The following is a 22,827-nucleotide window of genomic DNA, read 5'->3' as shown; positions in this document are numbered from 1 at the left end:
ATGACACGTAGGACCGAGAAAGGAAACGTTCCATGACGCAGCTGTCGTCGGCGCTGAGGGCGATGCCCGAGGTGTCGGAGCGCGTGCGCGACCTGCACGCACAGATGACCCTCGAGGAGAAGCTGGCCCAGCTGGTCGGGTACTGGCTGGACCAGGGCGGCAACGTCGTGGCACCGATGCAGGGCGAGATGGCCGGGGGTCAGGGGACCACCGCGCTCCCGGACATCACCAGGCACGGCCTGGGGCACTACACCCGCGTGTACGGCACGCGGCCGGTGGACCCGGCCGGTCGTGCGGCGTGGCTCTGGGACGAGCAGCGCAGGATCAAGCGCGAGACGCGCCTCGGGATCCCCGCGCTGGTCCACGAGGAGTGCCTCACGGGCCTGGCGGCCTGGAAGGCGGCGACCTTCCCGACGCCGCTCGCGTGGGGCGCGTCGTTCGACCCGGAGCTGGTCACCGAGATGGGCCGCCTCATCGGCGAGTCCATGCGGGAGCTGGGGATCCACCAGGGCCTGGCGCCCGTGCTCGACGTCGTCCGGGACCCCCGCTGGGGCCGCGTCGACGAGTGCATCGGCGAGGACCCGTACCTCGTCGGCACGGTCGGCACGTCGTACGTCCGCGGGCTGCAGGGCGCGGGCGTGCACGCCACGCTCAAGCACTTCGTGGCGTACTCCGGCTCCAAGGCGGGGCGCAACCACGCCCCCGTGAGCGCCGGCCCGCGCGAGATCGCCGACGTCTTCCTGCCGCCCTTCGAGATGGCCGTGGTCGACGGCGGGGTGCGGTCCGTCATGGCGTCGTACAACGACGTCGACGGCGTGCCGATGCACTCGTCGTCCGAGTACCTCACGGAGCTGCTCCGCGAGCAGTGGGGGTTCGACGGCGTCGTGGTCGCCGACTACTTCGGCGTCGCGTTCCTCACCGTGATGCACGCGATCGCCGCCGACCGGGGCGCCGCCGCGGCGGCCGCGCTGCAGGCCGGCGTCGACGTCGAGCTGCCCTCCGGTGACGCGTACCTCGAGCCGCTGGCCGCGCTCGTCAAGGACGGCGAGGTGCCGGTCGAGGTGGTGGACCGGGCCGTGCTGCGCGCGCTCAAGCAGAAGGAGGAGCTCGGGCTCCTCGAGCCGGACGTGTACGAGGACGAGCCGCCCGCGGTCGTGGACCTCGACTCGCCCGCGCACCGCGACGTCGCCCGGCGCCTCGCCGAGGAGTCGGTGGTGCTGCTGGCGAACGACGGCGTGCTGCCGCTCGGGTCCTGGCACGACAAGCCGGCCCGCGTCGCCGTGATCGGGCCCAACGCGGACCGCCCCGAGGCCCTGATGGGCTGCTACTCGTTCGCCAACCACGTGCTGGCGCACCACCCCGGCGTCCCGGCCGGGTTCGAGATCCCGTCCCTGGCCGAGGCCCTGGCCACGGAGCTCGGCGGAACGGGTGCGCCCGAGCTCACGTTCGCGCGGGGCTGCGCCGTCGAGGGCGACGACACCTCCGGGTTCGCCGAGGCCGTCGCCGCCGCCGAGGCCGCCGACGTGGCGGTCGTCGTGGTGGGCGACCAGGCCGGGCTGTTCGGCCGCGGCACCGTGGGCGAGGGCAACGACAGCGAGTCGCTGGACCTGCCCGGCGTGCAGCGCGAGCTCGTCGAGGCGGTGCTCGCCACCGGCAAGCCGGTCGTCATGGTGCTGCTCACCGGCCGCCCCTACGCGATCGGCTGGGCGCTCGACGGCGACGGGTCCGGCGGGCGCACGCCCGGCGCCGTGCTCCAGGCGTTCTTCCCGGGCGAGGAGGGCGGCACGGCGCTCGCGGGCGTGATCTCGGGTCGTGTGAACCCGTCCGGGCGGCTGCCCGTGTCACTGCCGCGGTCGGCGGGCGCGCAGCCCTACTCGTACCTGCACCCGATCCTGGGCGGGGCGTCCGAGGTGACGTCGACCGACTCCACGCCGGTTCGCGCCTTCGGGTTCGGGCTGTCGTACACGACGTTCGAGCGCGAGCTCGTGTCCGTGGCCCCGTCGGTCGAGGCGGGCGGCACGTTCCGCGCCGTCGTCGCGGTGACGAACGCGGGCGAGGTGGCCGGCTCCGACGTCGTGCAGCTCTACGGGCACGACGTGGTGAGCTCGGTCGCGCGGCCCACGACGCAGCTGCTCGGCTACCACCGGGTGGACCTGGCGCCGGGGGAGTCGACGACCATCGCGTTCGACGTGCCCACCACGCGGTTCGCGTTCAGCGACCGCAAGATGGTGCGGATCGTCGAGCCCGGGGACGTCGAGGTCTGGGTCGGTGCGCACGCGGCTGACAACGTTGTCAGGGTCGTGGCCGAGGGCATCGCCGACCTGGACGAGCCGAACGACATGCTCGGCGCCGCTTCGCCTGTCGCTGCCACGCCGATCCGCCGGATCGTCACCATCACGGGCGACGTGCACGATGTCACGACGTCGGACAGGCGGTGGGTCGACACCACCGTGGTGTCGTGACGGCTGTCAGCAATCCCATCCTGCCGGGCTGCTACCCCGACCCGACGATCTGTCGGGTCGGGGCGGAGTACTACCTCGTCACCTCGACGTTCGAGTACTTTCCCGGTCTGCCGGTGTTCCGCAGCCGCGACCTGGTGCACTGGGAGCAGATCGGCCACGCGCTCGACCGGGCGGGCCAGCTCGACATGCGGGGGATCGCGTCGTCGGGCGGGCTGTACGCGCCGACGCTGCGGCACCACGACGGGGTGTTCTGGCTGGTCTGCACCCTCGTGGACCAGCGGGACAGCTCGCGGGGCGGCAACTTCGTGCTGACCGCGACCGATCCGGCGGGGCCGTGGTCCGACCCCGTGTGGCTGGACGAGGACGGTATCGACCCCTCGTTGTTCTTCGACGACGACGGCCGCGTCTGGCTGCACGGTACCCGTCTCGCCCGCGAGCCTGAGTGGCACGACCAGACGGAGGTCTGGCTGCGCGAGCTCGACCCGGCCACGATGCGGCTGACCGGACCCGAGCACGTGCTCTGGCGGGGCGCGGTGCTGGGTGCTGTGTGGGCGGAGGGTCCGCACCTCTACCGGGTGGACGGGACGTACTACCTGCTCGCCGCGGAGGGCGGCACCGAGTTCCACCACGCGATCTCCGTGGCCCGGTCGGAGTCGGTGACCGGTCCGTATGTCGGCAACAGGGCCAATCCCGTGCTGACGCACCGGCACCTGGGGCGGGACATGGACGTCGTCGGCGTGGGGCACGCCGACCTGGTGGAGGCGCCCGACGGCTCCTGGTGGGCCGTGCTGCTCGCCATGCGCCCCTATGGCGGGTACCACTACAACCTCGGCCGTGAGACGTTCCTCGTACCCGTGACGTGGGAGGACGGCTGGCCGGTCTTCGCGCCCGGACAGGGCCGGGTGCCGGCAGTGGTGGAGGTGCCCGACGGTGTCAGGGCGGACGGCGTGGCCCAGGGCTCGGGTTTGGGCCTGGGTGCGGAGTGGCCGCCGGCCGGGCCGGTGCTGCCCGGCGATCTGCGGTGGACCGGCCTGCGTGGCCCCGCCGACTTCGCCGAGCCGTACGGCGACGGCTGGCTACTGCGCGTGCTCCCGCAGAACCTGACGGATGCGGCGACGCCGGCCTTCCTGGGCGTGCGCCAGCAGCACCAGGACGTCACGGTGCGGACCGTGCTGCGGTTCGACCCGGCGGGGCCGGACGAGCACGCGGGTCTCGCGGTGCGGCAGTCCGAACGTGACCATGTGCTCCTGGTGGTGGCGGGCGCGCTCGACACCGGTGACCGCCGTGTGCTCGCGGTGCACCACCGGGTGGGCGTGGCCACCGTGCTCGGGGAGCGGCCGCTGCCCGCGGGCGACGCCCCCGTCACCCTGGCCGTGCAGGCGCGCGGGCAGGACTACGTTCTGCTCGCGGGGTTCGGGGAGGAGGTGCCGACCCCGGTCGCGACCGCCGACGGGCGCACCCTCGACAGCGTCTCGGCAGGAGGCTTCCTGGGCGTGTGGCTGGGCCTGGTCGCGACGAGCAACGGCGCGCCGTCGACCGGGGTCGTGACCGTGGAACGGTTCGAGTACCAGCCGTCCGTCTGACGGCGCAGCGGTGGGAGGATGGGGCGGTGCGCATCGACGTCTGGTTGTGGGCGGTGCGGCTGACCAAGAGCCGGTCGGTCGCGGCGGAGCTGTGCCGGAGCGGCCGGGTCCGGATCAACGACAAGGTGGCCAAGCCGTCGGCGTCGGTCGCCGTCGGCGACCGGGTGACGTGGCGCGACCCGCTCCGGGACCGGGACATCGAGGTCGTCGAGCTGCTGCTCAAGCGCGTGGGGGCGCCCCTGGCCGTCAAGGCGTACCTGGACCACAGCCCCGCCCTGCCGACGCGGGTGGAGCGCGAGGCAGTCGGGCTGCGCGACCGCGGCACCGGGCGGCCCACCAAGCGGGAGCGACGCGACATCGACCGGCTGCGCGGACGGCGCTGAGAGCGCTTCCCCCGGCCGGGAGCCCGAGCGGGTGATTTCTGGCAATTTACGCGGTCTGCGGGCGGTCCGGCCGCTAGTGTGCGGCTGTCTTCCCTGCCGTGACCGGCGGGGTCTCCGCCCGTGACGGGGCACCCCATCACCCTTTCGGAGCGGCCCTATGTCTCGTCGCACGTTAGTGACCCGCGCCGTCGCCTCCGCGGCGACCGTCGCGTTCCTCGCCTCCCCGGCCGCCGCCGTGGCGGCGCCCGACCCCGCCGACGACGGCGGACCGTCGTCCCGGCCCACCGCGGCCCCGCAGGTGGCGCGCAGCACCGTCGACCCGGCCGACAAGATCACCACCGCGGCCACCAAGGCGTTCCGCGCCGAGGAGGAGACCGACTTCTGGCTGCGGTTCGCCGGCGAGACCGACCTGTCGGCGGCCGGCGGCATCACGAGCTGGTCCGAGCGCGGCGACTACGTGTACGAGACCCTCAAGGCGGCCGCCGAGGCGTCCCAGGAGCAGGCGATCGACGCCCTGGAGGAGTCCGGCACCGAGTACACCTCGTACTGGGCCACGAACGCGATCCTGGTCGAGGACGGCTCGCTCGAGCTGGCGACCGACCTCGCGGCCGATGTGCAGGTCTTGGAGGTGCGCCCGACCACGCGGCACGCGCTCGAGGAGCCGGAGACGACGGACGGCGCCGTGCCCGACGCGGCGGCCACCTCGACGTACGGCATCAAGGCGATCAACGCCGACGACATGTGGGCCGAGGGCTTCACCGGCGACGGCATCGTCGTGGCCGGCCTGGACACCGGCGTGAGCCGCACCCACCCGGCGCTGTCCGCGCAGTACCGCGGCGCGACGTCGGGCAGCAACTACAACTGGTTCGACTCCACGGGCGCCGGCGCCACCAGCCCCCGGGACGACAACGGGCACGGCACGCACACCATGGGCACCATGGTCGGCACCGACGACGGCGCGATGAACATCGGCGTCGCCCCCGGTGCGCAGTGGATCGCGGCGAACGGCTGCGCCGACGACTGCGCGGACGCCACGCTCATCGCGTCCGGTCAGTGGCTCCTGGCGCCGACCCGGCTCGACGGCACCGGCGCCGACCCGGCCAAGCGCCCGCACGTCGTGAACAACTCGTGGGGCCTGTCGCTGTCGAGCGACCCGTTCATGGAGGACGTCATCGGCGCCTGGGAGGCGGCGGGCATCTTCAGCACCTGGTCCAACGGCAACGACGGCGAGTACGGCTGCGAGTCGTCCGGCAGCCCGGGCTCGCGGCAGGCCTCGTACTCGGTCGGCGCGTTCACGCCGTCGGGCGGGATCGCTTCCTACTCCTCGCGCGGTCCCGGACAGAGCGGGACCGTGAAGCCCGACATCGCCGCGCCCGGCAGCTCGGTCCGTTCGGCCGTCCCCGGCGGCGGGTACGAGCAGTGGGACGGCACCTCCATGGCCGCCCCGCACGTCGCGGGCGCCGTCGCGCTCCTGTGGGACGCGGTGCCGGAGCTGGTGGGCAACGTGCCGGCCACCCGCGCGATCCTGGACGGCTCCGCCAAGGACGTGAACGACACCTCCTGCGGCGGGAACGCCGACGACAACAACGTGTGGGGCGAGGGCAAGCTCGACGTCCTCGCGGCCTACGAGGCGGCGCAGGGGCAGACGTTCGCCGCCACGCCCGCACCCGTGATCAACGCCATCGAGCCGTCCGTGGGCGGCGCGCTGGTCGTGGACCCGGACCCGGTCTGGGACCCCGTGGCCGACTTCACCTACCAGTGGCGTCGTGACGGCGCGATGATCTCCGGCGCGAACAAGTTCCTGTACCAGCCGCAGCCGGCGGACGCGGGCGCCCGGATCACCGTGACCGTCGTCGGCTCGGCCGAGGGCCACCTCCCGACCGCGGTGACCAGCGAGCCGACCGAGCCGATCGGCATCGGTGACCTCGCCTCGAGCGCCCCGACGATCAGCCCGACCGCCAAGGTGGGCACCACCCTCTACGCGAAGTCGGGCGCCTGGACCTCGGGCACCACGTTCACGTACCAGTGGTTCGCGAACGGCACGCCGATCTCCGGCGCCACCGGCTTCACCTTCGTGCCCACCAGCACGCACCGCGGCAAGCAGCTGACCGTCACCCTCGCCGGCAAGCGGGCGGGCTACGCGCCCGAGGCGCGCACGAGCCCGGCCGTCACGGTGGGCTACGGCGCGTTCGTGATGGCCGCGCCGCGCATCTCCGGGATGTCCTACCCGGGCGCCACCGTGTCCGCGGTCGCCCCGCCGGCCACGCCCGCGCGGACCACCACCACGTACCAGTGGAAGATCGACGGCAAGAACATCTCGGGCGCGACCAGGTCGACGTTCAAGATCCCGGCGTCGTACGACGGGCGCAAGCTCACGGTGACCGTGACGGGCAAGCGTCCGGGCATCTCGACGAAGTCCGTGACCTCGGCCCACTCCACGGTCGACGCCAAGTTCTCGGCGTCGCCCACGCCCACCATCTCGGGCTCCGCGCGGGTGGGCGCGAAGCTCACGGTCAAGACCGGTACGTGGAAGCCGTCACCCGCGTTCACCTACCAGTGGCTCGCCGACAGCGTCCCGATCTCGGGCGCCACCAGCTCGACGTACACCGTCAAGGGGCCGCAGCTCGGCAAGAAGATCTCGGTGGTCGTCACCGCCCGGAAGTTCGGGTACGCGACCGTCGTCCGGACCGGCGGTCCCACCGGCGCCGTCGCCAAGCCGGCCGCGACGATCCCCGCGAACGGCGGGTACCTCGTGGGCAGCGGCAGCGTCCCCGCGGGCACCTACGTGGCCCAGGCAGGCACGCGCTTCTGTTCCTGGCAGCGTGAGTCCCGCTCGGAGGTCCTGGGCTGGGACTACGGGTTCGGGCAGCGGATCGCCACCGTGAAGTCGACCGACTACGGCTTCTGGTCCGACGACTGCGGCACGTGGAGCAAGTACTACTCGGGCATGGCGGCGCCGAAGACGCGCACGTTCAACAACGGCGTGTACGTGCTCGGCGACCAGCTCCAGCGCGGCACCTACGTGACCACCGGTCCGGCCAACGGGGAGGGGGGCGGCTGCTACTACGCGATCATCAAGGAGTTCACCGCCGACGCGAACCGTGACCAGCTCGTGGAGTACGCCTCGGTGACCGAGCCGACGACGGTCACGCTGCCGTCCACGGCCAAGGGGTTCGAGACGGCCAACTGCACCTGGCAGCGGGTGAGCTGACGTCGCTACCGTCAGGCCTGCAGGTCACCGAAGGGTGACCTGCAGGCCTGACCTGTCTGCCGAGACCTGTCTGCCGAGACTCGCCCACCGAGACCCGCACGGAGACCTGGAGGCACGTTGGCCGACGAGTGGCGCCCCGGCATCCGGCGCGAGCTCCTGCCCGGCCGGTCCGAGGCCGAGCTCGCCGGGCTCTCGCTCGGCGCGGCGGTGGCCGGGATGACCGCCGCCGTGCTCGTCCTGGTCCTGCTGCTCGTCGACGCGCGACTCTGGGTCTGGGCGCTCGTGCCCTCCGCGGTAGCCGTCGCCGGGATCGCCGCCGGCGGCCTGCTCGACCGGTCTGCGGCCCGGCGGCAGGTGCGGGAGGCGCAGGCCGGGTACACGACCGTCGCGACCGAGCAGACCGACCTGGCGTACGTCGAGGCCCGGACGGGCCTGCTCGTGCGGCACGCGGGCGAGCTCCTGACGACCTACGAGCTCCGGGAGCGGCTCAGCAGGGTCCGGGCGGCGCGGTAGCGTCGCCCGCATGACGACCGCAGACCGCCTCGCAGCGCTCCTCGAGAAGCACCCCGTCTGGGACGGGCACAACGACCTCCCGTGGGAGCTGCGCGAGCAGTCGTCCTACGACCTCTCCGCCGTCGACATCGCCCAGCGCCTCACCACGACCCACACGGACCTGCCCCGCCTGCGCGACGGCGGCGTGGGCGCCCAGTTCTGGTCCGTGTACGTGCCCTCGGAGCTCCAGGGCGGCGCCGCCGTGACGGCCACGCTCGAGCAGGTCGACTGCGTGCACCGCCTGGTCGAGAGGTACCCGGACAGCCTGCGGCTCGCCCGCACCGCCGCGGACGTCGAGCAGGCATGGAGCGACGGCCGGATCGCCTCCCTGATGGGCGCAGAGGGCGGCCACTCGATCGACGAGTCGCTGGGCGTGCTGCGCATGCTCCACGCGCTCGGCGTGCGGTACATGACGCTCACGCACAACGACAACGTGCCGTGGGCGGACTCCGCCACCGACGAGGAGGTGCTCGGCGGTCTCTCGCCGTTCGGCGAGGACGTCGTGCGTGAGATGAACCGCATCGGCATGCTGGTGGACCTCTCGCACACCTCCGCGGGCACCATGCGGCACGCGCTGCGCGTCACCTCGGCCCCGGTGATCTTCAGCCACTCCAGCGCCCGCGCCGTCTGCGACGTCCCCCGCAACGTGCCCGACGACGTGCTCGGCACCCTCGCTGCCAACGGCGGCGTGTGCATGGTGACGTTCGTGCCGCAGTTCGTGTCGCCCGCCGTGGCGGAGTGGCGGGCCGAGGGGGCCCGGGCCGCCGCGGAGGAGGGCATCGCGAACACCGACCTCGGCGCGTTCGAGCCGTTCATGGCGAGGTGGCGCGGCGAGCACCCGCAGCCGCGCAGCACCCTGTCCGACGTCGTCGCGCACGTCGAGCACGTCCGGGAGGTCGCCGGCGTGGACCACGTGGGCCTCGGCGGCGACTACGACGGCACGCCCAACCTGCCCGAGGGCCTGGAGGACGTCACGGGCTACCCGCGCCTGCTCGCGGCCCTGGCGGACAACGGCTGGTCCGACGCCGACCTCGGCAAGCTGACCAGCGGCAACACGCTGCGGGTGCTGCGCGACGCGGAGTCGGTGGCGGCCCGGACCGCACGGGGGTGACTCAGCTCGGGAGCTGGACCACCTTGCGCTGGAAGCCCAGGGCCACCTTCTGCAGCGACTCGAGCGGCTCCTGCTCGTTGTGGTAGCTGATCTGCCGCAGCATCGACCCGGACGACGCGAGCAGCGCGACGATCACGTCGCGTGCGTCCTCGCGCGTCTCGAGCGCCTCCTGCAGCAGGTCCTGGACGTGAGGTGATCTGAGGCCGTCCTCTTCGGGATCGAGCAGCGCTGTCAGGAGCGCGATCGACAACGAGCTCCCGTGGATGCTTGCCATGGTGGTCTCCCCCGGTCGGGGCCCGGAGTCCCGGGCATCAGGCACCCGCGGGCTGGCCCGCGGGGTACTCGTCCGATGCCCCACCCCCTGTGGCCTCGGCCGTGCACCCTTGTGTACCGCACGTGAGGGCGCCGCGCCTGTTGACAGGGGCGAAAGATGGCGGACGGCGGGGTGTCGCGGAGGTTCGGCCGGCCGGGTCAACCGTGCAGGATGAGCTGGAACACGACGTGGTCCTGCCACTCGCCGGCGATCTTGAGGTAGCTGGGCGCGAACCCGATGCGCTCGAATCCGACCTGCGTCAGCACCGCCTGCGACGCCGTGTTGTGCGGCAGCGTGGCCGCCTGGAGCCGGTGCAGGCCCAGCTCGTCCCGCGCGTGGGCCACGAGCGCCCCGACGGCCCTGGTCATCAGGCCGCGCCCGGTGAACCCGGCGTCCAGCCAGTAGCCGAGGTGCCCGTTCTCGAAGGCCCCGTGCACGACGTCGGTGAGGTTCAGCCGGCCCACGATCAGGCCGTCCGACTCGAGCACGGTGTACAGCGCGCGGCCGGTCGAGTTCTCCAGGACCTGTGTCCACAGGCGTTCCCGGTGCCAGTCGGCGGTGTAGAACTCCTCGGGCCGCTCGGGTTCCCACGGGGCGAGGTGCGCGCGGTTGCGGACGTAGGCGTCGGCGAGCGCGACGGCGTCGTCCTTGCTGAGCTCGCGCAGCGCGACGTCGGCCGTCAGTGCGGCATGGAAGGGCATGCGGCCCACGATAATCCCGCCGGGAACTTTTCAGCCCCACTCGTAGTTGAGTGGAGTGGACTCAACTTTGCGAGGTCGGCTTGCTTCCTCGCGAGCTCCGGCTTAAGTTGAGTGCAGCAGACTCAATCTGTCGAAGGAAGGCAGCAGACATGGCACGCGCAGTAGGTATCGACCTCGGCACGACGAACTCGGTGGTGGCGGTCCTCGAGGGTGGGGAGCCCACCGTCATCGCCAACGCGGAGGGCTCGCGGACCACCCCCTCGGTGGTCGCGTTCTCCAAGACCGGCGAGGTCCTCGTGGGTGAGGTCGCCAAGCGTCAGGCGGTCACCAACGTCGACCGCACCATCTCCTCGGTCAAGCGCCACATGGGCACCGACTGGACCGTGGACATCGACGACAAGAAGTACACCGCGCAGGAGATCTCGGCCCGCATCCTGGGCAAGCTCAAGCGCGACGCCGAGGAGTACCTGGGCGAGCCCGTCACGGAGGCCGTGATCACGGTCCCGGCGTACTTCAACGACGCCGAGCGCCAGGCGACCAAGGACGCCGGCCAGATCGCCGGCCTCGACGTCAAGCGCATCGTCAACGAGCCCACCGCGGCCGCGCTCGCCTACGGCCTGGAGAAGGGCAAGGAGGACGAGCTCATCCTGGTCTTCGACCTCGGTGGCGGCACGTTCGACGTCTCCCTGCTCGAGGTGGGCAAGGACGAGGACGACTTCTCGACCATCCAGGTGCGCGCCACCTCCGGTGACAACCGCCTCGGTGGTGACGACTGGGACCAGCGCGTCGTGGAGCACCTCATCAAGCAGGTGAAGAACTCCTCGGGCGTCGACCTGTCGAAGGACAAGATCGCGCTGCAGCGTCTCCGTGAGGCGTCCGAGCAGGCCAAGAAGGAGCTCTCGTCCGCGACGAGCACCAACATCTCGATGCAGTACCTCTCGATGAGCGAGAACGGCCCCATCCACCTGGACGAGAAGCTCACGCGGGCTCAGTTCCAGCAGATGACGCAGGACCTCATCGACCGCACCAAGGCGCCGTTCCACGCCGTGATCCGTGACGCCGGCATCTCGGTGTCCGACATCGACCACGTGGTGCTCGTGGGTGGTTCCACCCGCATGCCCGCCGTGACCGAGGTCGTCAAGGAGCTCACCGGCGGCCGCGAGCCCAACAAGGGCGTGAACCCGGACGAGGTCGTCGCCGTCGGCGCCGTGCTGCAGGCCGGTGTCATCTCCGGTGACCGCAAGGACGTCCTGCTGATCGACGTCACCCCGCTGTCTCTCGGTATCGAGACCAAGGGCGGCGTGATGACCAAGCTCATCGAGCGCAACACCGCGATCCCGACCAAGCGCAGCGAGGTCTTCTCGACGGCCGACGACAACCAGCCGTCCGTGGCGATCCAGGTGTTCCAGGGCGAGCGCGAGTTCACCCGCGACAACAAGCCGCTGGGCGTCTTCGAGCTCACCGGCATCGCGCCTGCGCCGCGCGGCGTGCCGCAGATCGAGGTCACCTTCGACATCGACGCGAACGGCATCGTGCACGTGTCCGCGAAGGACCGCGGCACGGGCATGGAGCAGTCGATGAAGATCACCGGCGGCTCCGCGCTCCCCAAGGACGACATCGACCGCATGGTCAAGGACGCCGAGACGCACGCCGAGGAGGACAAGAAGCGGCGCGAGGAGGCGGACACCCGCAACCAGGCCGAAGCCTTCGCGTACTCCATGGAGAAGCAGATCGCGGACAACCGCGACAAGCTCCCGGCCGAGGTCGTCACCGAGGTCGAGGCGGACATCGCCGCCGTGAAGTCCGCGCTCGAGGGCGAGGACGCCGACGCCGTGAAGAGGTCGTACGAGAAGCTCGGCACGTCGTCGCAGAAGATCGGCGAGGCGCTGTACGCGGCCGAGCAGCCCGCGGCGCAGGGTGCCGAGGGCGCCCCGCAGACGGCGAACGCCCAGTCCGCCAAGGACGAGGACGTCGTGGACGCCGAGATCGTGGACGACGAGGACGAGCGCAAGTGACGGACGAGCACCAGCAGGGACCCCCCGAGCCCGAGGGCTCGGGGGAGCACCCCTTCCAGTTCACGGACAAGCGCAAGGTGAACGCCTCCGGCGACGAGGCGCGCCCGGCCGAGCCCGCTCCGGCGGACGACGCCGACACGGCGGACGAGTCCGCCGCGACCCCCGCCCAGGGGGACGCGCCGGCCGACCCGCTGGCCGGGCTCGACTTCGAGCCCTCCGGTGACGCCGCCGAGGCGTCCGCGGTCCTCAAGGCGAAGGCCGAGGCGGCGGAGCACCTGGACGCGCTGCAGCGCGAGCGGGCCAGCTTCACGAACTACCGCAACCGGGCGCTGCGCGACCAGGACGCCGCGCGCGACCGGGGCGTGCAGGACGTGCTGGCGGCGCTGCTGCCCGTGCTCGACGACGTCGAGCGCGCGAAGCAGCACGGCGAGCTGAGCGGTCCCATGGCGGCGATCGCGGAGAAGCTCGACCAGAGCCTGCAGAAGTTCGGCGTCGAGCGGTTCGGCAAGGTGGGCGAGGAGTTCGACCCCACCCTGCACGAGGCGCTCATGCACTCGACCGACGCGGACGCGACGGCCGCCACGGTGAACCTCGTGGTGGAGCCCGGGTACAAGATCGGCGACAAGGTGGTCCGGGCGGCGCGCGTGGGCGTCGTCGGACCGGAGTAGTCCCGGTTCCCGGTGGCCGGGCCCGACCCTGACGGGGCGGGCCCGGCTTCCGGGGCCACAGTGCGGAAGGAGGTGCCATGACCGGTCAGGACTGGATGGAGAAGGACTTCTACGCCGTGCTGGGCGTGTCCAAGGACGCCGACGACGCGGCCATCAAGAAGGCCTACCGCAAGCTCGCGCGCCAGTACCACCCCGACCAGAACCAGGGGAACGCGGCGGCGGAGTCCAAGTTCAAGGAGATCGGCGAGGCGTACGCAGTGCTCTCCGACGCGGAGCAGCGCCGCCAGTACGACGCCGTGCGCGCCATGGCGGGCGGTGCCCGCTTCTCGGCGGGTGCCGGCGGTGCCGGGGCCGGCGGGTTCGAGGACATCATGGGCGCCATGTTCGGCGGCGCCCAGGGCACCGGCGGCCGGGGCGCGCCGCGCGTGCGCTACTCGCAGGGCGGGAACGGTGGCTTCGAGGACATCCTCGGCTCCATGTTCGGCGGAGGCCGGACGGCCTACGGCGCGGGGACCACCGGGTACGCTTCGCCGACGCCGGGCGCGGACGTCGTCGCCCAGGTCACGCTGCCGTTCCGGGCGGCCGTGGAGGGCACGACGGCGGAGCTCGAGGTCAACGGCCGCACCATCACGGCCCGGATCCCCGCGGGGATCAACGACGGCAAGAAGATCCGGCTGCGGGGCAAGGGCCGGCCCGGGGTGGCCGGCGGTCCGGCGGGCGACCTCGTCGTCACGGTGCACGTCACGCCGCACCCGGTCTGGACGCTGGACGGCGTGGACCTGCGCATGACCGTGCCCGTCACGTTCGCGGAGGCTGCGCTCGGCACGACGCTGGAGGTGCCCACCCTGGACGGCGCCACCGTGCGGCTCAAGGTGCCCGCGGGCACGCCGTCGGGCCGGGCGCTGCGCGTCAAGGGGCGCGGCGTGCGGACGGCGAAGGCAACCGGCGACCTGCTCTTCACCGTGCAGGTGGCCGTGCCGCAGAAGCTCAGCAAGAAGGCCAGGCAGGCGCTCGAGGCGTTTGCCGCCGAGAGCGACGGCGAGGACGTGCGCGCCGGGTTGACCGCGCGCGCGGCGGAATGACGGCCGGTGCGGTGGGGCGGCTGCCCTGCCGCACCGGGTTCGGCTAACCTGCCCGCACGAACCGTGCAAAAGAGACTTCGGAGGTGCGCATGGTCGACGACGACACACCCGTGCTCACCGTGTCCAAGGCCGCCGAGCTCGCGGGCATGCACCCGCAGACGCTGCGGCAGTACGACCGCCTCGGCCTGGTGGTGCCCCGGCGCACGCGCGGCCGCGGCCGCCGGTACTCGCGCCGCGACGTGGCGCGCCTGCTGCAGGTGCAGCAGCTCGCCCAGGGCGAGGGCATCAACCTCGCCGGGATCAAGCGCATCCTCGACCTGGAGGCGCACGTCTCCGTGCTGGAGGAGCGCCTCGGTGACCTGCTGATGCGGGTCCAGGAGGAGGGGCGTGTGTTCGCCGCGGGTCCGGCGGCGGGCGACGTCGTGGTGGTTCAGCGAGGTCAGCGCGTCCGCAGCGCGGCGGTGCGCGTGGACCTGGAGCACCGCGCCGCCGGCGGGGGTGCAGTGGTGCTCTGGCGGCCGGCTCCGCGGCGCGAGGAGTGACCACGTCCGCGGTGGGCGGCTGATTTCAGCAATGCCATTCTTTCGTTAATCGGGAATGCCCGCTGAAATGTAGGTAAGGCATTCCTTGCTCTACACGATCTGCCATTTCGGAATACGATCGGTGTATTCCGCGGGGGCGACGCACCGAGCGAGGAGAGATGCCATGAGCACGCTGATGGAAATGCCCGAGGTCGTCGAGTGCTCGATCGACGGCTGCGGCTACAACCACGACCACGGCTGCCACGCCGGCGCCGTCACCATCGCGGGGCACGCGGGCGACGCCTCCTGCGCCACGTTCATCCCGCTGACCACCAAGGGTGGGCTGGAGAAGGTGATCGCTCACGTCGGCGCGTGCCAGCGCGAGGAGTGCACCCACAACGACCACCTGGAGTGCAACGCGCAGTCGATCCGCGTGGGACCGGGCCCCGAGGACCCGGGGCACGCCGACTGCCTCACCTTCGAGCAGGGCTGAACCTCCGAGGCTCAGCGAGCCAGGTGGTCCAGGAGGAGCAGCGCGTCGCCGTGCGTCCCGGGAAGCCGCTCGACCCACACCCGGGTCGGGCGGCGCACCTCTGTCGTCAGGCCGAGCACCTCGGCGTTGCGCTCCACGACGCGGCGCAGCGACTGGCCGAGCTCCGCCGTCGTCGGGCCGCGCTCGCACAGCACCACGAACGTGCCGTCGCCGACGGCCGCCATCGGGTGGCCCTCGCCGAACACCTGGTGCAGGGTGCGGCCGATCGCGGCGGAGCGCGCCAGCCGCTGCCAGGTGTCGAGGTTCTCCAGGCCCACGTCGAGCACCAGCAGACAGTGGGACTCGCCCGCGGTCGAGCCGGTGCGCTGGGCGACGCCGTAGGTCTCGCGCAGCCGCTCGCCCAGGTACTCACCCGTGGGCAGGCCGGTCGAGGGGTCGTGCGTGGCGATCTGGTAGGGCACGCGCTCGCGCTCCCCGACCCAGCCGATCGCCGCGGCACGCAGCGCGCCGACATCCGTGGGGCGCCCGAAGGCGGCATAGAGGCAGGCGACGTCGTCCAGGGCCTCGGTGATCCCGGCACCCACGCCGGCGCGCGCCGCACCGAGCCGTTCGGCCGGCGCGATCACGCCACGGCCCTCGGCCAGTGCCTCCGCTAGCGCTTCTGCGGCGGGGTGCTCCCAGTCGTTCGGCCGGATCCATACCGACGCCAGACTCGTAGCGCGCCACCGCTCGCGCAGGTCGTGCACACGCACCCGCGCCTCCTGCTGTGCCTCGCTCATGCTGATGGGACCCTCACGGGGATCAATCATGACGCACCTTCGGGTGTGACGTGCGGGACTTCACCCGGGCATCACCCCGGAATCTGGAATTCCACCCCCTCAAACCTCCGCCTGGCTCTATAGTCTTGGCAGGACGGCGACAGTCAACGGCAGCGCGACCACCGCGAAAGCATGGGTAGACGTGAGGCAAGTCGAGAGCAGCGCAGGGGAAACCCCGAGTGACGCGGAACTGATTCTGCAGGTCAGGTCAGGTGACCGTGATGCTTTTGGCGTGCTCTACGAGCGTCACTCGGCCGCCGCTCGGGCCCTCGCCCGCCAGTACGTCCCGGCCGCTGACGCGGAGGACGTCGTCGCCGACGCGTTCAGCAAGCTGTTCGAGATGCTGCGCCGCGGGGTCGGCCCCGACGCCGGGTTCCGCCCCTACCTGTACACGATGGTCCGCCACCGGTCGTTCGACGTGTCGCGCGGCGCCGCGCGCACCCGTCCGAGCACCGACGACGAGATCGAGTCCGTCCTCGGCCGGGTGGCCTCGAAGGACGACCCGACACTCCAGGGCTTCGAGCGCAGCGTGATCGCCAAGGCCTACGTCGACCTGCCGGAGCGGTGGCGTGAGGTCCTCTGGTACGTGCTCGTGGACGAGCTCAAGCCCGCCCAGGTCGCACCCGTGCTCGGCCTCAGCCCCAACGGGGTGTCCGCCCTGCTCTACCGTGCCAAGGAGGCGCTGCGGGCCGGGTACCTCCAGCAGCACCTGACGCACGCGCCGTCCGACACCTGCCGCACCGTCAACCCGCTGCTCGGCGGGTACGTGCGAGCGAGCCTGTCCAAGCGCGAGACCATCAAGATCGACGAGCACCTGTCCACCTGCGCCACCTGCAGCGCCCTCGTGCTCGAGCTGCACGACGTGGCGCACGGCATGAAGACCGTCATCGCCCCGCTGGTGCTGGGCGCGGGCGGCCTCGCCCTGGTCGGCGCCGGCGCCCCGATCGGCGGCATGGTCGTCGCCGGGAAGGCCGGCGCGGGCGCCGCGGCCGGTGGCGCGCACTCCGCCTCCGCCATGAGCGCGGCGTCGAGCGGCTCGTTCTCCGGCGCGGTGTCGTCCGCCGTGTCCACCACCGCAGGTGCCGTCGCCTCGGCCGCGGCCGCCGCGACGGGTGGCAGCGTGGCCGCGGGCGCGCTCGCCGTCGCAGCCGTCGGCCTGGTCGCGGCGCTGCAGATCACGGCGCCGCCCGAGGCAGACCCGCTGATCGACACGGTGATCGCCACCAACGACGCCCGGGAGCTGCCGGGTGGTGGTCCCGCCGAGGGGGTCAAGGGCGGCGAGCCCGTGCTGCCCACCGACGTGGTGCCGAACGAGAACACCGCGTACATCGAGGTCGACTACGCGGACGCCGCGCAGCCGCTGACACCCCGGCAGAACCAGAACCTGTGGTTCACCGTGGAGAACACGGGCGCCGCCGACGCGACGGGCACCCAGGTCGAGGTCACGCTCCCGGACGGGCTCGCTGCCGCCAAGCCGGAGGGCTCCTTCGGCACGGGGATCGGCGGCCGTCTGGTCGCCGGCACCGTGCGCCCCGCGGCGAGCGCGACGCCCACCCCCGAGGCCACGCCGACGCCCGGCGCGGCCGGCGACACGTCGTCCGGGTCGAAGGCCGACGCCTCGGCGGGCTCGTCCACCAGCGAGATCGAGATGCCGACGTCGCCGAGCGCGTCGCCCAGCACGCCCGCCACCGAGGGTTCCGTCCCGGTCGAGGCCCCGGTCGGCTGCGCGCCGACCGAACGGGCCAACGTCGTGCTCTGCTCGATCGGCGAGCTCGCGCAGGGCGCGACGCGCAGCGTCGTCGTGCCGGTGCAGGCCAACGCCGGCGGAGACTACCCGGTGAGCGCCAAGGTCTGGGCCGACGGCCTCCAGCCGATGAACGCCGACCTGCCGAGCCGCACGGTCGCAGCGTTCGGTCCGGAGCTGTCCGCGCAGACCAGGGACGTCTCGCTGTCCAGCCCCGGCTCGGCCCCGCTGCCCGTCACCCTGGTCAGCACCGGTGACCGCACGGTAGGCCCCGGCTGGGCAGTCGAGGTCTCCCTGCCCGACGGCGTCAAGCCGGCGTCGGAGCAGGCGCAGCTCTCGTGCGGGGCCGGTGACCTGCCGAACTCCTGGCTCTGCACGCCGGTCTCCGGGTCCTACCTGTCGTCGGCGCAGATCGAGCCGAACGGCGCCGTCGACCTGTCGCTGAACGTGACCACCGCGGCGTCGTCCACGGCGCAGCCCGCCGAGCTGGGCGTGGCGAACGTCCGGCCGGTCCTCGCCGGCAGCGCACGCTCCGCCTCGGCCACGCTGGTCGCCACCTCGGCCTGGGCCAATGCCGGTGCCGGCGTGGGCACCGTGACCGCGTCCTGCCTCGCCGAGGGCGGGGTCGACAAGGCCGACGCCGCCGTGATCGGCAGCTACACCAACACGACCCAGCGCGTCGTGCGCGTCGCCCTCGAGGCGGCCGGCAGCCGCGAGGCCACGGGCAAGGACGTGGCGCCCGGCGAGTCCGCGCGGGTCACGGTGCACGACGGCCTGCGCGTCCCGGCCGGCCAGGCCACGTTCGTGCTGACCACGGACGTGGACGGCAACGCCTACGAGACCCGCGTCGCCGCCGGTGACCACCGCTCGGTGGACTGCTACCAGCCCGCGTGGGACACGGAGACGAGCGTGCAGACCGCCAACTCCGGCGGCACCGTGGGCGTCGTCGGCACGATCACGAACAAGAGCAGCGAGTCGGTGTTGGCCGTCATGTCGGTGCCGGTGGGCGGTGACACGCTCAAGTCGGTCAAGGTGCCGGTCGCGGCGGGCGGTTCAATGGATCTCTCCGTGAACACCGACCGCACCCACATGCCGGCGGGCGACGTCACGTTCCACCTCTCCCGCGAGGTCGCGGACTCGGACGGCGACCTGGCCGACGCCGTGAGCACCCCCGCCAACAACCCGACGCGGTCCTTCGCCGCCGCCCAGATCCAGCCGGCAGCGGGCGAGCAGACCATGGCGGCCGAGCCCTGCGTGTTCGACGCCGAGCAGGACCGCTCGGTGCAGACCTTCCAGGTCACCGCCGACAACACGGCCTCGACCCTGCCCGTGCCGTTCCACGTCGGGGACGTCACCCGGACCGTGCCCGCCGGGCAGACCGAGGTGATCGAGTTCCCGGTGGTCTGGGGCACCGGCACCGTGGCGCTGACGGCGGCGGGCCAGACGCTCGACCAGCTCGACGTGGCCTTCAAGTCCTGTGCCGACGTGACCTGGCCGACGGCCGAGCAGCTCACGGTGGAGACCGCGGCCGAGTGTGTCGACCAGAACGTGCAGATCGCGGCGACGGTGCAGAACGGCACCGGCCGGGAGTGGCGCGGCGTGCTGGTGCAGGACGCCACCGGTGCGACGAGCGAGGAGCAGGTGGTCCCCGCCGGGTCGACGACGTTCGTGCTGCCCCACCAGCCCCTGTTCACCCTCGACGGCAACGTCACCGTCCGGCTGACCCGTGAGCTGGAGGGCACCTCCTTCACGGTGGAGAAGTCGTTCGCCGTCAAGGGCGAGAACTGCGTGCTCCCCGAGCCCACCTGCGAGCCGACGGCGGACCCGTCCGCCGAGCCGGCCGCGCTCACGACCCGGACCCTGAACAGGGCGCCGACGGACAGCCCCTGGCGGCGGCTGATGGGCCTCGACCGCCACGGCTGCGAGCCCGCGGACTCCGAAGCCGAGCAGGCCTAGCGCCCGGGGCGCCCCGGGCGGGGCGCCACGCCGGCGTCAGACGATGCCGTACAGCCGGTCCCCGGCGTCGCCCAGGCCGGGCACGATGTAGGCCTTCTCGTTGAGGCGCTCGTCCACGGCCGCGACCACGACCGACAGGTTCGCGCGGTCGCCCACGTGCTCCTCCAGGAGTGCGATGCCCTCCGGGGCGGCCAGCAGGCAGACTGCCGTGACCTCGCGCGCGCCGCGCTCCAGCACGTAGTCGATCGCCGCGACCAAGGTGCCGCCCGTGGCGAGCATCGGGTCGATGAGGAACACGTGCCGGCCGGTGAGGTCGTCGGGCAGGCGGTTCGCGTACGTGACGGCCTTGAACGTCTCCTCGTCGCGCACCAGGCCGAGGAAGCCGACCTCCGCCGTCGGGAGCAGGCGGCTCATCCCGTCCAGCATGCCCAGGCCGGCCCGCAGGATGGGCACCACCAGCGGCGGCGGGGACGCCAGGCGCGTGCCTGTCATGGTGGTGATCGGCGTCTTCACCTCGTGCGGCTCGGTGGCGATCTCGCGCGTGGCCTCGTAGGCCAGGAGCGTCACCAGCTCGTCGACCAGCAGGCGGAAGGTGGGCGAGTCCGTGGTCTCGTCCCGCAGGACGGTCAGCTTGTGGGCGACCAGGGGGTGATCGACGACGTGAAGGCGCATGGGGCCAACGCTACCGGGCGGTCGAACGGCGGCGCGGTGCGGAGGCCCGGAAAGTCGCCAGTCCCACACTCCGGCCCCGCACGCCGCGTTGTCAGACCCGCGGGTCACTAGGGTGACCTGTGTGTCTGACACAGCAGGCCTGAGCGCCGCCGAGCGCCGCGCGCACTGGGAACGGTGGATGGGCGTCGCCCTCGACGAGGCCCGGCGTGCCCTGGACACCGGCGACGTGCCGGTGGGTGCCCTGGTGCTCGACGAGGCGGGGCAGGTGATCGGCGTCGGGCACAACGAGCGGGAGGCGACGGGGGACCCGACCGCCCACGCCGAGGTGCTCGCCCTGCGGGCGGCCGCCGCCGCGCGCGGCGAATGGCGGCTGTCCGGCTGCACGCTCGTGGTCACGCTGGAGCCGTGCCCGATGTGCGCGGGCGCCCTCGTGCAGTCGAGGGTGCGGCGGCTCGTCCTCGGCGCGTGGGACCCGAAGGCCGGCGCCACGGGCTCGGTGTGGGACCTCGTGCGCGACCAGCGGGCGCTGCACGAGGTCGAGGTGCTGGGCAGCTTCCGCGAGGACGAGTGCGGGGCGCTGCTCCGGGAGTTCTTCGAGGCGCGGCGGGGCTGAGTCACACCGACCGGCGCCACGGACCACGGTGCGAAATCCAACACACCACGGGTGCGCCGGGCACTCGGCGGCATACCCTCGTAGGCGTGTTCCCTCAAGCTCGCCCCACCACGTGGCAGCCCGAGCCCGTCGAGGTCGCCCGCACCACCGTGGACGACGCCGTGGACGTGCTCTCGGGCCTCCGGATCACCGCGCTCACGGGCGCCGGGGTCTCGACGGATTCCGGCATCCCCGACTACCGCGGCCCCGACTCGCCGCCCCGCAGCCCCATGACCTACCAGCAGTTCGTGGGCGACGAGGAGTTCCGCCGGCACTACTGGGCGCGCAACCACGTGGGCTGGCAGCACGTGGACCGCACCGCGCCGAACGCCGGGCACCGCGCGCTCGCCGAGCTGGAGGAGCGCCGGATCCTCGCCGGGATCATCACGCAGAACGTGGACCTGCTGCACGAGGACGCGGGCTCCCGCAACGTCATCGACCTGCACGGACGATACGACCGCGTGATCTGCCTGAACTGCGGCCGGGTCATCTCGCGCACCCACCTCGCCGAGCGGCTCACCGAGCTCAACCCGGGCTTCCTGGAGTCCGTGGGCGACGTCGCGGACGTGGAGATCGCGCCCGACGCCGACGCCGTCATCGAGTCGACCGCGCACTTCAAGCCCGCCCCCTGCGAGTTCTGCGGGGGCGTGCTCAAGCCCGAGATCGTCTACTTCGGCGAGAACGTGCCGCGCGAGCGGGTCGAGCGGGCGTTCGCGCTGGTCGACTCCGCCGACGCGCTGCTCGTCGCCGGCTCGTCGCTGACCGTGATGAGCGGGCTGCGGTTCGTGCGGCACGCGGCCGATGCGGGCAAGCCCGTCGTCATCGTGAACCGCGGCATCACCCGCGGGGACAAGTACGCGACGGTCAAGGTCGACGCCGGGACGAGCGACGTCCTGCAGGAGCTGGTCCGTCGCCTACCGCCGCCCGCCTAGCGCGTGGTGAGGTCCGTGATGCCGCCGTGGCCCGTGGGGGAGAGCGTCAGCACGCGGTTGCCCGGGTGCAGCCGCGAGTCCCCGTGGTACAGCTCGGCGAGCTGGTCGGCGGCCTCGCCGTCCCCGGAGTCGGCTGCCACGAGCAGGTAGGCGAGCTCGTCGGCCACGGCGTCGAACTCGGCGTCCGACATCTCGGCGCCCGGCAGGCCGGCCTCCTGGACCCACGCCGTGGCCTGGCCGCCGGCGGCCTCGCGGACGTAGGACGTGCCGAGCTCCGGCCCCCAGAGGTCCCAGAGCAGCAGCTCGTCGCGGTGCCGGTGCGCCACCTCGTACAGCACGTAGTACCGCACGAAGTCCTTGCCGTGCAGGTACGGCACGTCCGCCGTCACGCCGTACGTCGCGGGGTCGACGCTCCCGGCTCGGATCGCCAGCCACGCCTCCGCCGCCGTCACGAACGGCGACTCCGGCCCGGTGGGCATGTCGTGCACGTCGAAGTCGAAGTCCTTCTGGTCGAGCTCGGAGTCGAACCGCACCCAGCGCTTCCCGTCCCAGCGTTCGCCCACCACGTGGTCGGCGTTCCAGCTCGGCACGAAGTACGTGGCGAAGCCGATCCGGGACCGCGCTGGCACGTCGTGCGTGCGCAGCACGCCGAGCGTCAGCAGCGTGTGGTCCCGGCAGCACCCGGCGACCTGCTGCGCCTGCGTGCGCGGCCCGTCGAGGGGCGCGCGCAGCTCCGCGGCGTCCAGGATCGAGGTGAGCCAGCGCCGGTCGGGGTCGCTCTTCTGCGCCTCGGTCAGCGTGGGGCTGTCGGCCCGGTAGTGCACGACGGCGGTGCAGGCGAACCGGTGCAGCGACTCCGGGTCGGTGCTCAGCTCGGTGAAATATCCGGTGTGGTGTCCGGGGTTCGAGTACGGACTGTGGTCCGCGTAGTCGAAGAGCGTGGGCGCGGGCATCGGTG

General features: G+C 72.5%; 19 protein-coding genes. 14 read left to right on the top strand and 5 right to left on the bottom strand.

Features of this window, described 5'->3' with window-relative positions; all coding sequences use genetic code 11:
• The first annotated feature begins 32 nt into the window (after nucleotides 1-32).
• From ACIPN7_RS27695 to ACIPN7_RS27670, 6 genes are all read left to right on the top strand, one after another.
• The gene (locus ACIPN7_RS27695; RefSeq protein ID WP_400550057.1) at nucleotides 33-2,462 is read left to right on the top strand and encodes a beta-glucosidase; all 2,430 of its coding nucleotides are present in this window, start codon (nucleotides 33-35) and stop codon (nucleotides 2,460-2,462) included.
• Complete coding sequence (locus ACIPN7_RS27690; protein WP_400550055.1) at nucleotides 2,459-4,045, top strand: glycoside hydrolase family 43 protein; 1,587 nt, start codon at nucleotides 2,459-2,461, stop codon at nucleotides 4,043-4,045. Before ACIPN7_RS27695 ends, ACIPN7_RS27690 begins: the two co-directional genes overlap by 4 nt.
• A gap of 26 nt (nucleotides 4,046-4,071) precedes the next feature.
• Nucleotides 4,072-4,428 carry an RNA-binding S4 domain-containing protein gene (locus ACIPN7_RS27685; RefSeq protein WP_285107820.1) on the top strand — a complete coding sequence of 119 codons (357 nt, stop codon included), beginning with the start codon at nucleotides 4,072-4,074 and terminating at the stop codon, nucleotides 4,426-4,428.
• 157 nt (nucleotides 4,429-4,585) lie between these two features.
• Nucleotides 4,586-7,639, top strand: coding sequence for a S8 family serine peptidase (locus tag ACIPN7_RS27680; RefSeq protein ID WP_400550052.1), 3,054 nt, complete (start codon nucleotides 4,586-4,588; stop codon nucleotides 7,637-7,639).
• Between the two features lie 117 nt (nucleotides 7,640-7,756).
• Entirely contained in the window at nucleotides 7,757-8,152 is a 396-nt protein-coding gene (locus tag ACIPN7_RS27675) for a hypothetical protein (RefSeq protein WP_400550050.1), read from the top strand.
• Nucleotides 8,153-8,162: 10 nt separating this feature from the next.
• Entirely contained in the window at nucleotides 8,163-9,302 is a 1,140-nt protein-coding gene (locus tag ACIPN7_RS27670; RefSeq protein ID WP_400550048.1) for a dipeptidase, read from the top strand.
• A 1-nt stretch (nucleotide 9,303) separates the two neighbouring features.
• Here the strand turns inward: ACIPN7_RS27670 and ACIPN7_RS27665 are convergent, their stop codons facing one another.
• Both ACIPN7_RS27665 and ACIPN7_RS27660 read right to left on the bottom strand, forming a co-directional pair.
• Nucleotides 9,304-9,576, bottom strand: a complete 273-nt coding sequence (locus tag ACIPN7_RS27665; protein ID WP_026366117.1) for a hypothetical protein — start codon at nucleotides 9,574-9,576, stop codon at nucleotides 9,304-9,306.
• Nucleotides 9,577-9,773: 197 nt separating this feature from the next.
• The gene (locus ACIPN7_RS27660) at nucleotides 9,774-10,316 is read right to left on the bottom strand and encodes a GNAT family N-acetyltransferase (RefSeq protein ID WP_400550046.1); all 543 of its coding nucleotides are present in this window, start codon (nucleotides 10,314-10,316) and stop codon (nucleotides 9,774-9,776) included.
• 149 nt (nucleotides 10,317-10,465) lie between these two features.
• Between ACIPN7_RS27660 and dnaK the strand changes: the two genes are divergently transcribed.
• The 5 genes from dnaK to ACIPN7_RS27635 all read left to right on the top strand — a co-directional run bounded on the left by dnaK (nucleotide 10,466) and on the right by ACIPN7_RS27635 (nucleotide 15,095).
• Nucleotides 10,466-12,331: a molecular chaperone DnaK gene (gene dnaK / locus ACIPN7_RS27655; protein ID WP_400550044.1), complete on the top strand. Its 1,866-nt coding sequence runs from the start codon at nucleotides 10,466-10,468 to the stop codon at nucleotides 12,329-12,331.
• A complete protein-coding gene (gene grpE, locus ACIPN7_RS27650; protein WP_400550042.1) occupies nucleotides 12,328-12,999 on the top strand; it encodes a nucleotide exchange factor GrpE in 672 nt (223 codons plus the stop codon). Before dnaK ends, grpE begins: the two co-directional genes overlap by 4 nt.
• 77 nt (nucleotides 13,000-13,076) lie before the next feature.
• A complete protein-coding gene (locus ACIPN7_RS27645; RefSeq protein WP_400550040.1) occupies nucleotides 13,077-14,081 on the top strand; it encodes a DnaJ C-terminal domain-containing protein in 1,005 nt (334 codons plus the stop codon).
• Nucleotides 14,082-14,170: 89 nt separating this feature from the next.
• Nucleotides 14,171-14,623 (top strand): heat shock protein transcriptional repressor HspR, encoded by a 453-nt coding sequence (locus ACIPN7_RS27640; protein WP_400550038.1) that lies wholly within the window; start codon nucleotides 14,171-14,173, stop codon nucleotides 14,621-14,623.
• 163 nt (nucleotides 14,624-14,786) lie between these two features.
• Nucleotides 14,787-15,095: a DUF1540 domain-containing protein gene (locus tag ACIPN7_RS27635; RefSeq protein ID WP_400550036.1), complete on the top strand. Its 309-nt coding sequence runs from the start codon at nucleotides 14,787-14,789 to the stop codon at nucleotides 15,093-15,095.
• A gap of 11 nt (nucleotides 15,096-15,106) precedes the next feature.
• On the opposite strand, the gene ACIPN7_RS27630 is transcribed toward ACIPN7_RS27635, so the two are convergent.
• The gene (locus tag ACIPN7_RS27630) at nucleotides 15,107-15,874 is read right to left on the bottom strand and encodes a hypothetical protein (protein WP_285107839.1); all 768 of its coding nucleotides are present in this window, start codon (nucleotides 15,872-15,874) and stop codon (nucleotides 15,107-15,109) included.
• Nucleotides 15,875-16,145: 271 nt separating this feature from the next.
• On the opposite strand from ACIPN7_RS27630, the gene ACIPN7_RS27625 reads away from it, so the two are divergent.
• Nucleotides 16,146-19,613 carry a sigma-70 family RNA polymerase sigma factor gene (locus ACIPN7_RS27625; protein WP_400550034.1) on the top strand — a complete coding sequence of 1,156 codons (3,468 nt, stop codon included), beginning with the start codon at nucleotides 16,146-16,148 and terminating at the stop codon, nucleotides 19,611-19,613.
• A 36-nt stretch (nucleotides 19,614-19,649) separates the two neighbouring features.
• Here the strand turns inward: ACIPN7_RS27625 and upp are convergent, their stop codons facing one another.
• Nucleotides 19,650-20,285 carry a uracil phosphoribosyltransferase gene (gene upp / locus ACIPN7_RS27620; RefSeq protein WP_026366119.1) on the bottom strand — a complete coding sequence of 212 codons (636 nt, stop codon included), beginning with the start codon at nucleotides 20,283-20,285 and terminating at the stop codon, nucleotides 19,650-19,652.
• A gap of 178 nt (nucleotides 20,286-20,463) precedes the next feature.
• On the opposite strand from upp, the gene ACIPN7_RS27615 reads away from it, so the two are divergent.
• Both ACIPN7_RS27615 and ACIPN7_RS27610 read left to right on the top strand, forming a co-directional pair.
• Nucleotides 20,464-20,898, top strand: coding sequence for a nucleoside deaminase (locus ACIPN7_RS27615; RefSeq protein WP_400550127.1), 435 nt, complete (start codon nucleotides 20,464-20,466; stop codon nucleotides 20,896-20,898).
• 86 nt (nucleotides 20,899-20,984) lie between these two features.
• Nucleotides 20,985-21,869, top strand: a complete 885-nt coding sequence (locus ACIPN7_RS27610; RefSeq protein ID WP_400550031.1) for a Sir2 family NAD-dependent protein deacetylase — start codon at nucleotides 20,985-20,987, stop codon at nucleotides 21,867-21,869.
• Here the strand turns inward: ACIPN7_RS27610 and ACIPN7_RS27605 are convergent.
• Entirely contained in the window at nucleotides 21,866-22,822 is a 957-nt protein-coding gene (locus tag ACIPN7_RS27605; protein WP_400550029.1) for a transglutaminase domain-containing protein, read from the bottom strand. The genes ACIPN7_RS27610 and ACIPN7_RS27605 overlap by 4 nt on opposite strands.
• Nucleotides 22,823-22,827: the final 5 nt, after the last annotated feature.

The organism is Promicromonospora sp. NPDC090134, assembly GCF_044746965.1.
Classification (GTDB): domain Bacteria; phylum Actinomycetota; class Actinomycetes; order Actinomycetales; family Cellulomonadaceae; genus Promicromonospora.
This window is presented reverse-complemented; position numbering and strand designations above follow the sequence as displayed.

What these genes read in the sequence shown, in the direction of transcription:
- ACIPN7_RS27660 (WP_400550046.1), bottom strand. Translation starts at nt 10,316, where the DNA reads ATGCCCTTCCATGCCGCACTGACGGCCGACGTCGCGCTGCGCGAGCTC.
- ACIPN7_RS27670 (WP_400550048.1), top strand. Translation starts at nt 8,163, where the DNA reads ATGACGACCGCAGACCGCCTCGCAGCGCTCCTCGAGAAGCACCCCGTC.
- ACIPN7_RS27640 (WP_400550038.1), top strand. Translation starts at nt 14,171, where the DNA reads ATGGTCGACGACGACACACCCGTGCTCACCGTGTCCAAGGCCGCCGAG.
- ACIPN7_RS27680 (WP_400550052.1), top strand. Translation starts at nt 4,586, where the DNA reads ATGTCTCGTCGCACGTTAGTGACCCGCGCCGTCGCCTCCGCGGCGACC.
- ACIPN7_RS27645 (WP_400550040.1), top strand. Translation starts at nt 13,077, where the DNA reads ATGACCGGTCAGGACTGGATGGAGAAGGACTTCTACGCCGTGCTGGGC.
- ACIPN7_RS27635 (WP_400550036.1), top strand. Translation starts at nt 14,787, where the DNA reads ATGAGCACGCTGATGGAAATGCCCGAGGTCGTCGAGTGCTCGATCGAC.
- ACIPN7_RS27665 (WP_026366117.1), bottom strand. Translation starts at nt 9,576, where the DNA reads ATGGCAAGCATCCACGGGAGCTCGTTGTCGATCGCGCTCCTGACAGCG.
- dnaK (WP_400550044.1), top strand. Translation starts at nt 10,466, where the DNA reads ATGGCACGCGCAGTAGGTATCGACCTCGGCACGACGAACTCGGTGGTG.
- ACIPN7_RS27695 (WP_400550057.1), top strand. Translation starts at nt 33, where the DNA reads ATGACGCAGCTGTCGTCGGCGCTGAGGGCGATGCCCGAGGTGTCGGAG.
- ACIPN7_RS27615 (WP_400550127.1), top strand. Translation starts at nt 20,464, where the DNA reads ATGGGCGTCGCCCTCGACGAGGCCCGGCGTGCCCTGGACACCGGCGAC.
- ACIPN7_RS27605 (WP_400550029.1), bottom strand. Translation starts at nt 22,822, where the DNA reads ATGCCCGCGCCCACGCTCTTCGACTACGCGGACCACAGTCCGTACTCG.
- upp (WP_026366119.1), bottom strand. Translation starts at nt 20,285, where the DNA reads ATGCGCCTTCACGTCGTCGATCACCCCCTGGTCGCCCACAAGCTGACC.
- ACIPN7_RS27630 (WP_285107839.1), bottom strand. Translation starts at nt 15,874, where the DNA reads ATGAGCGAGGCACAGCAGGAGGCGCGGGTGCGTGTGCACGACCTGCGC.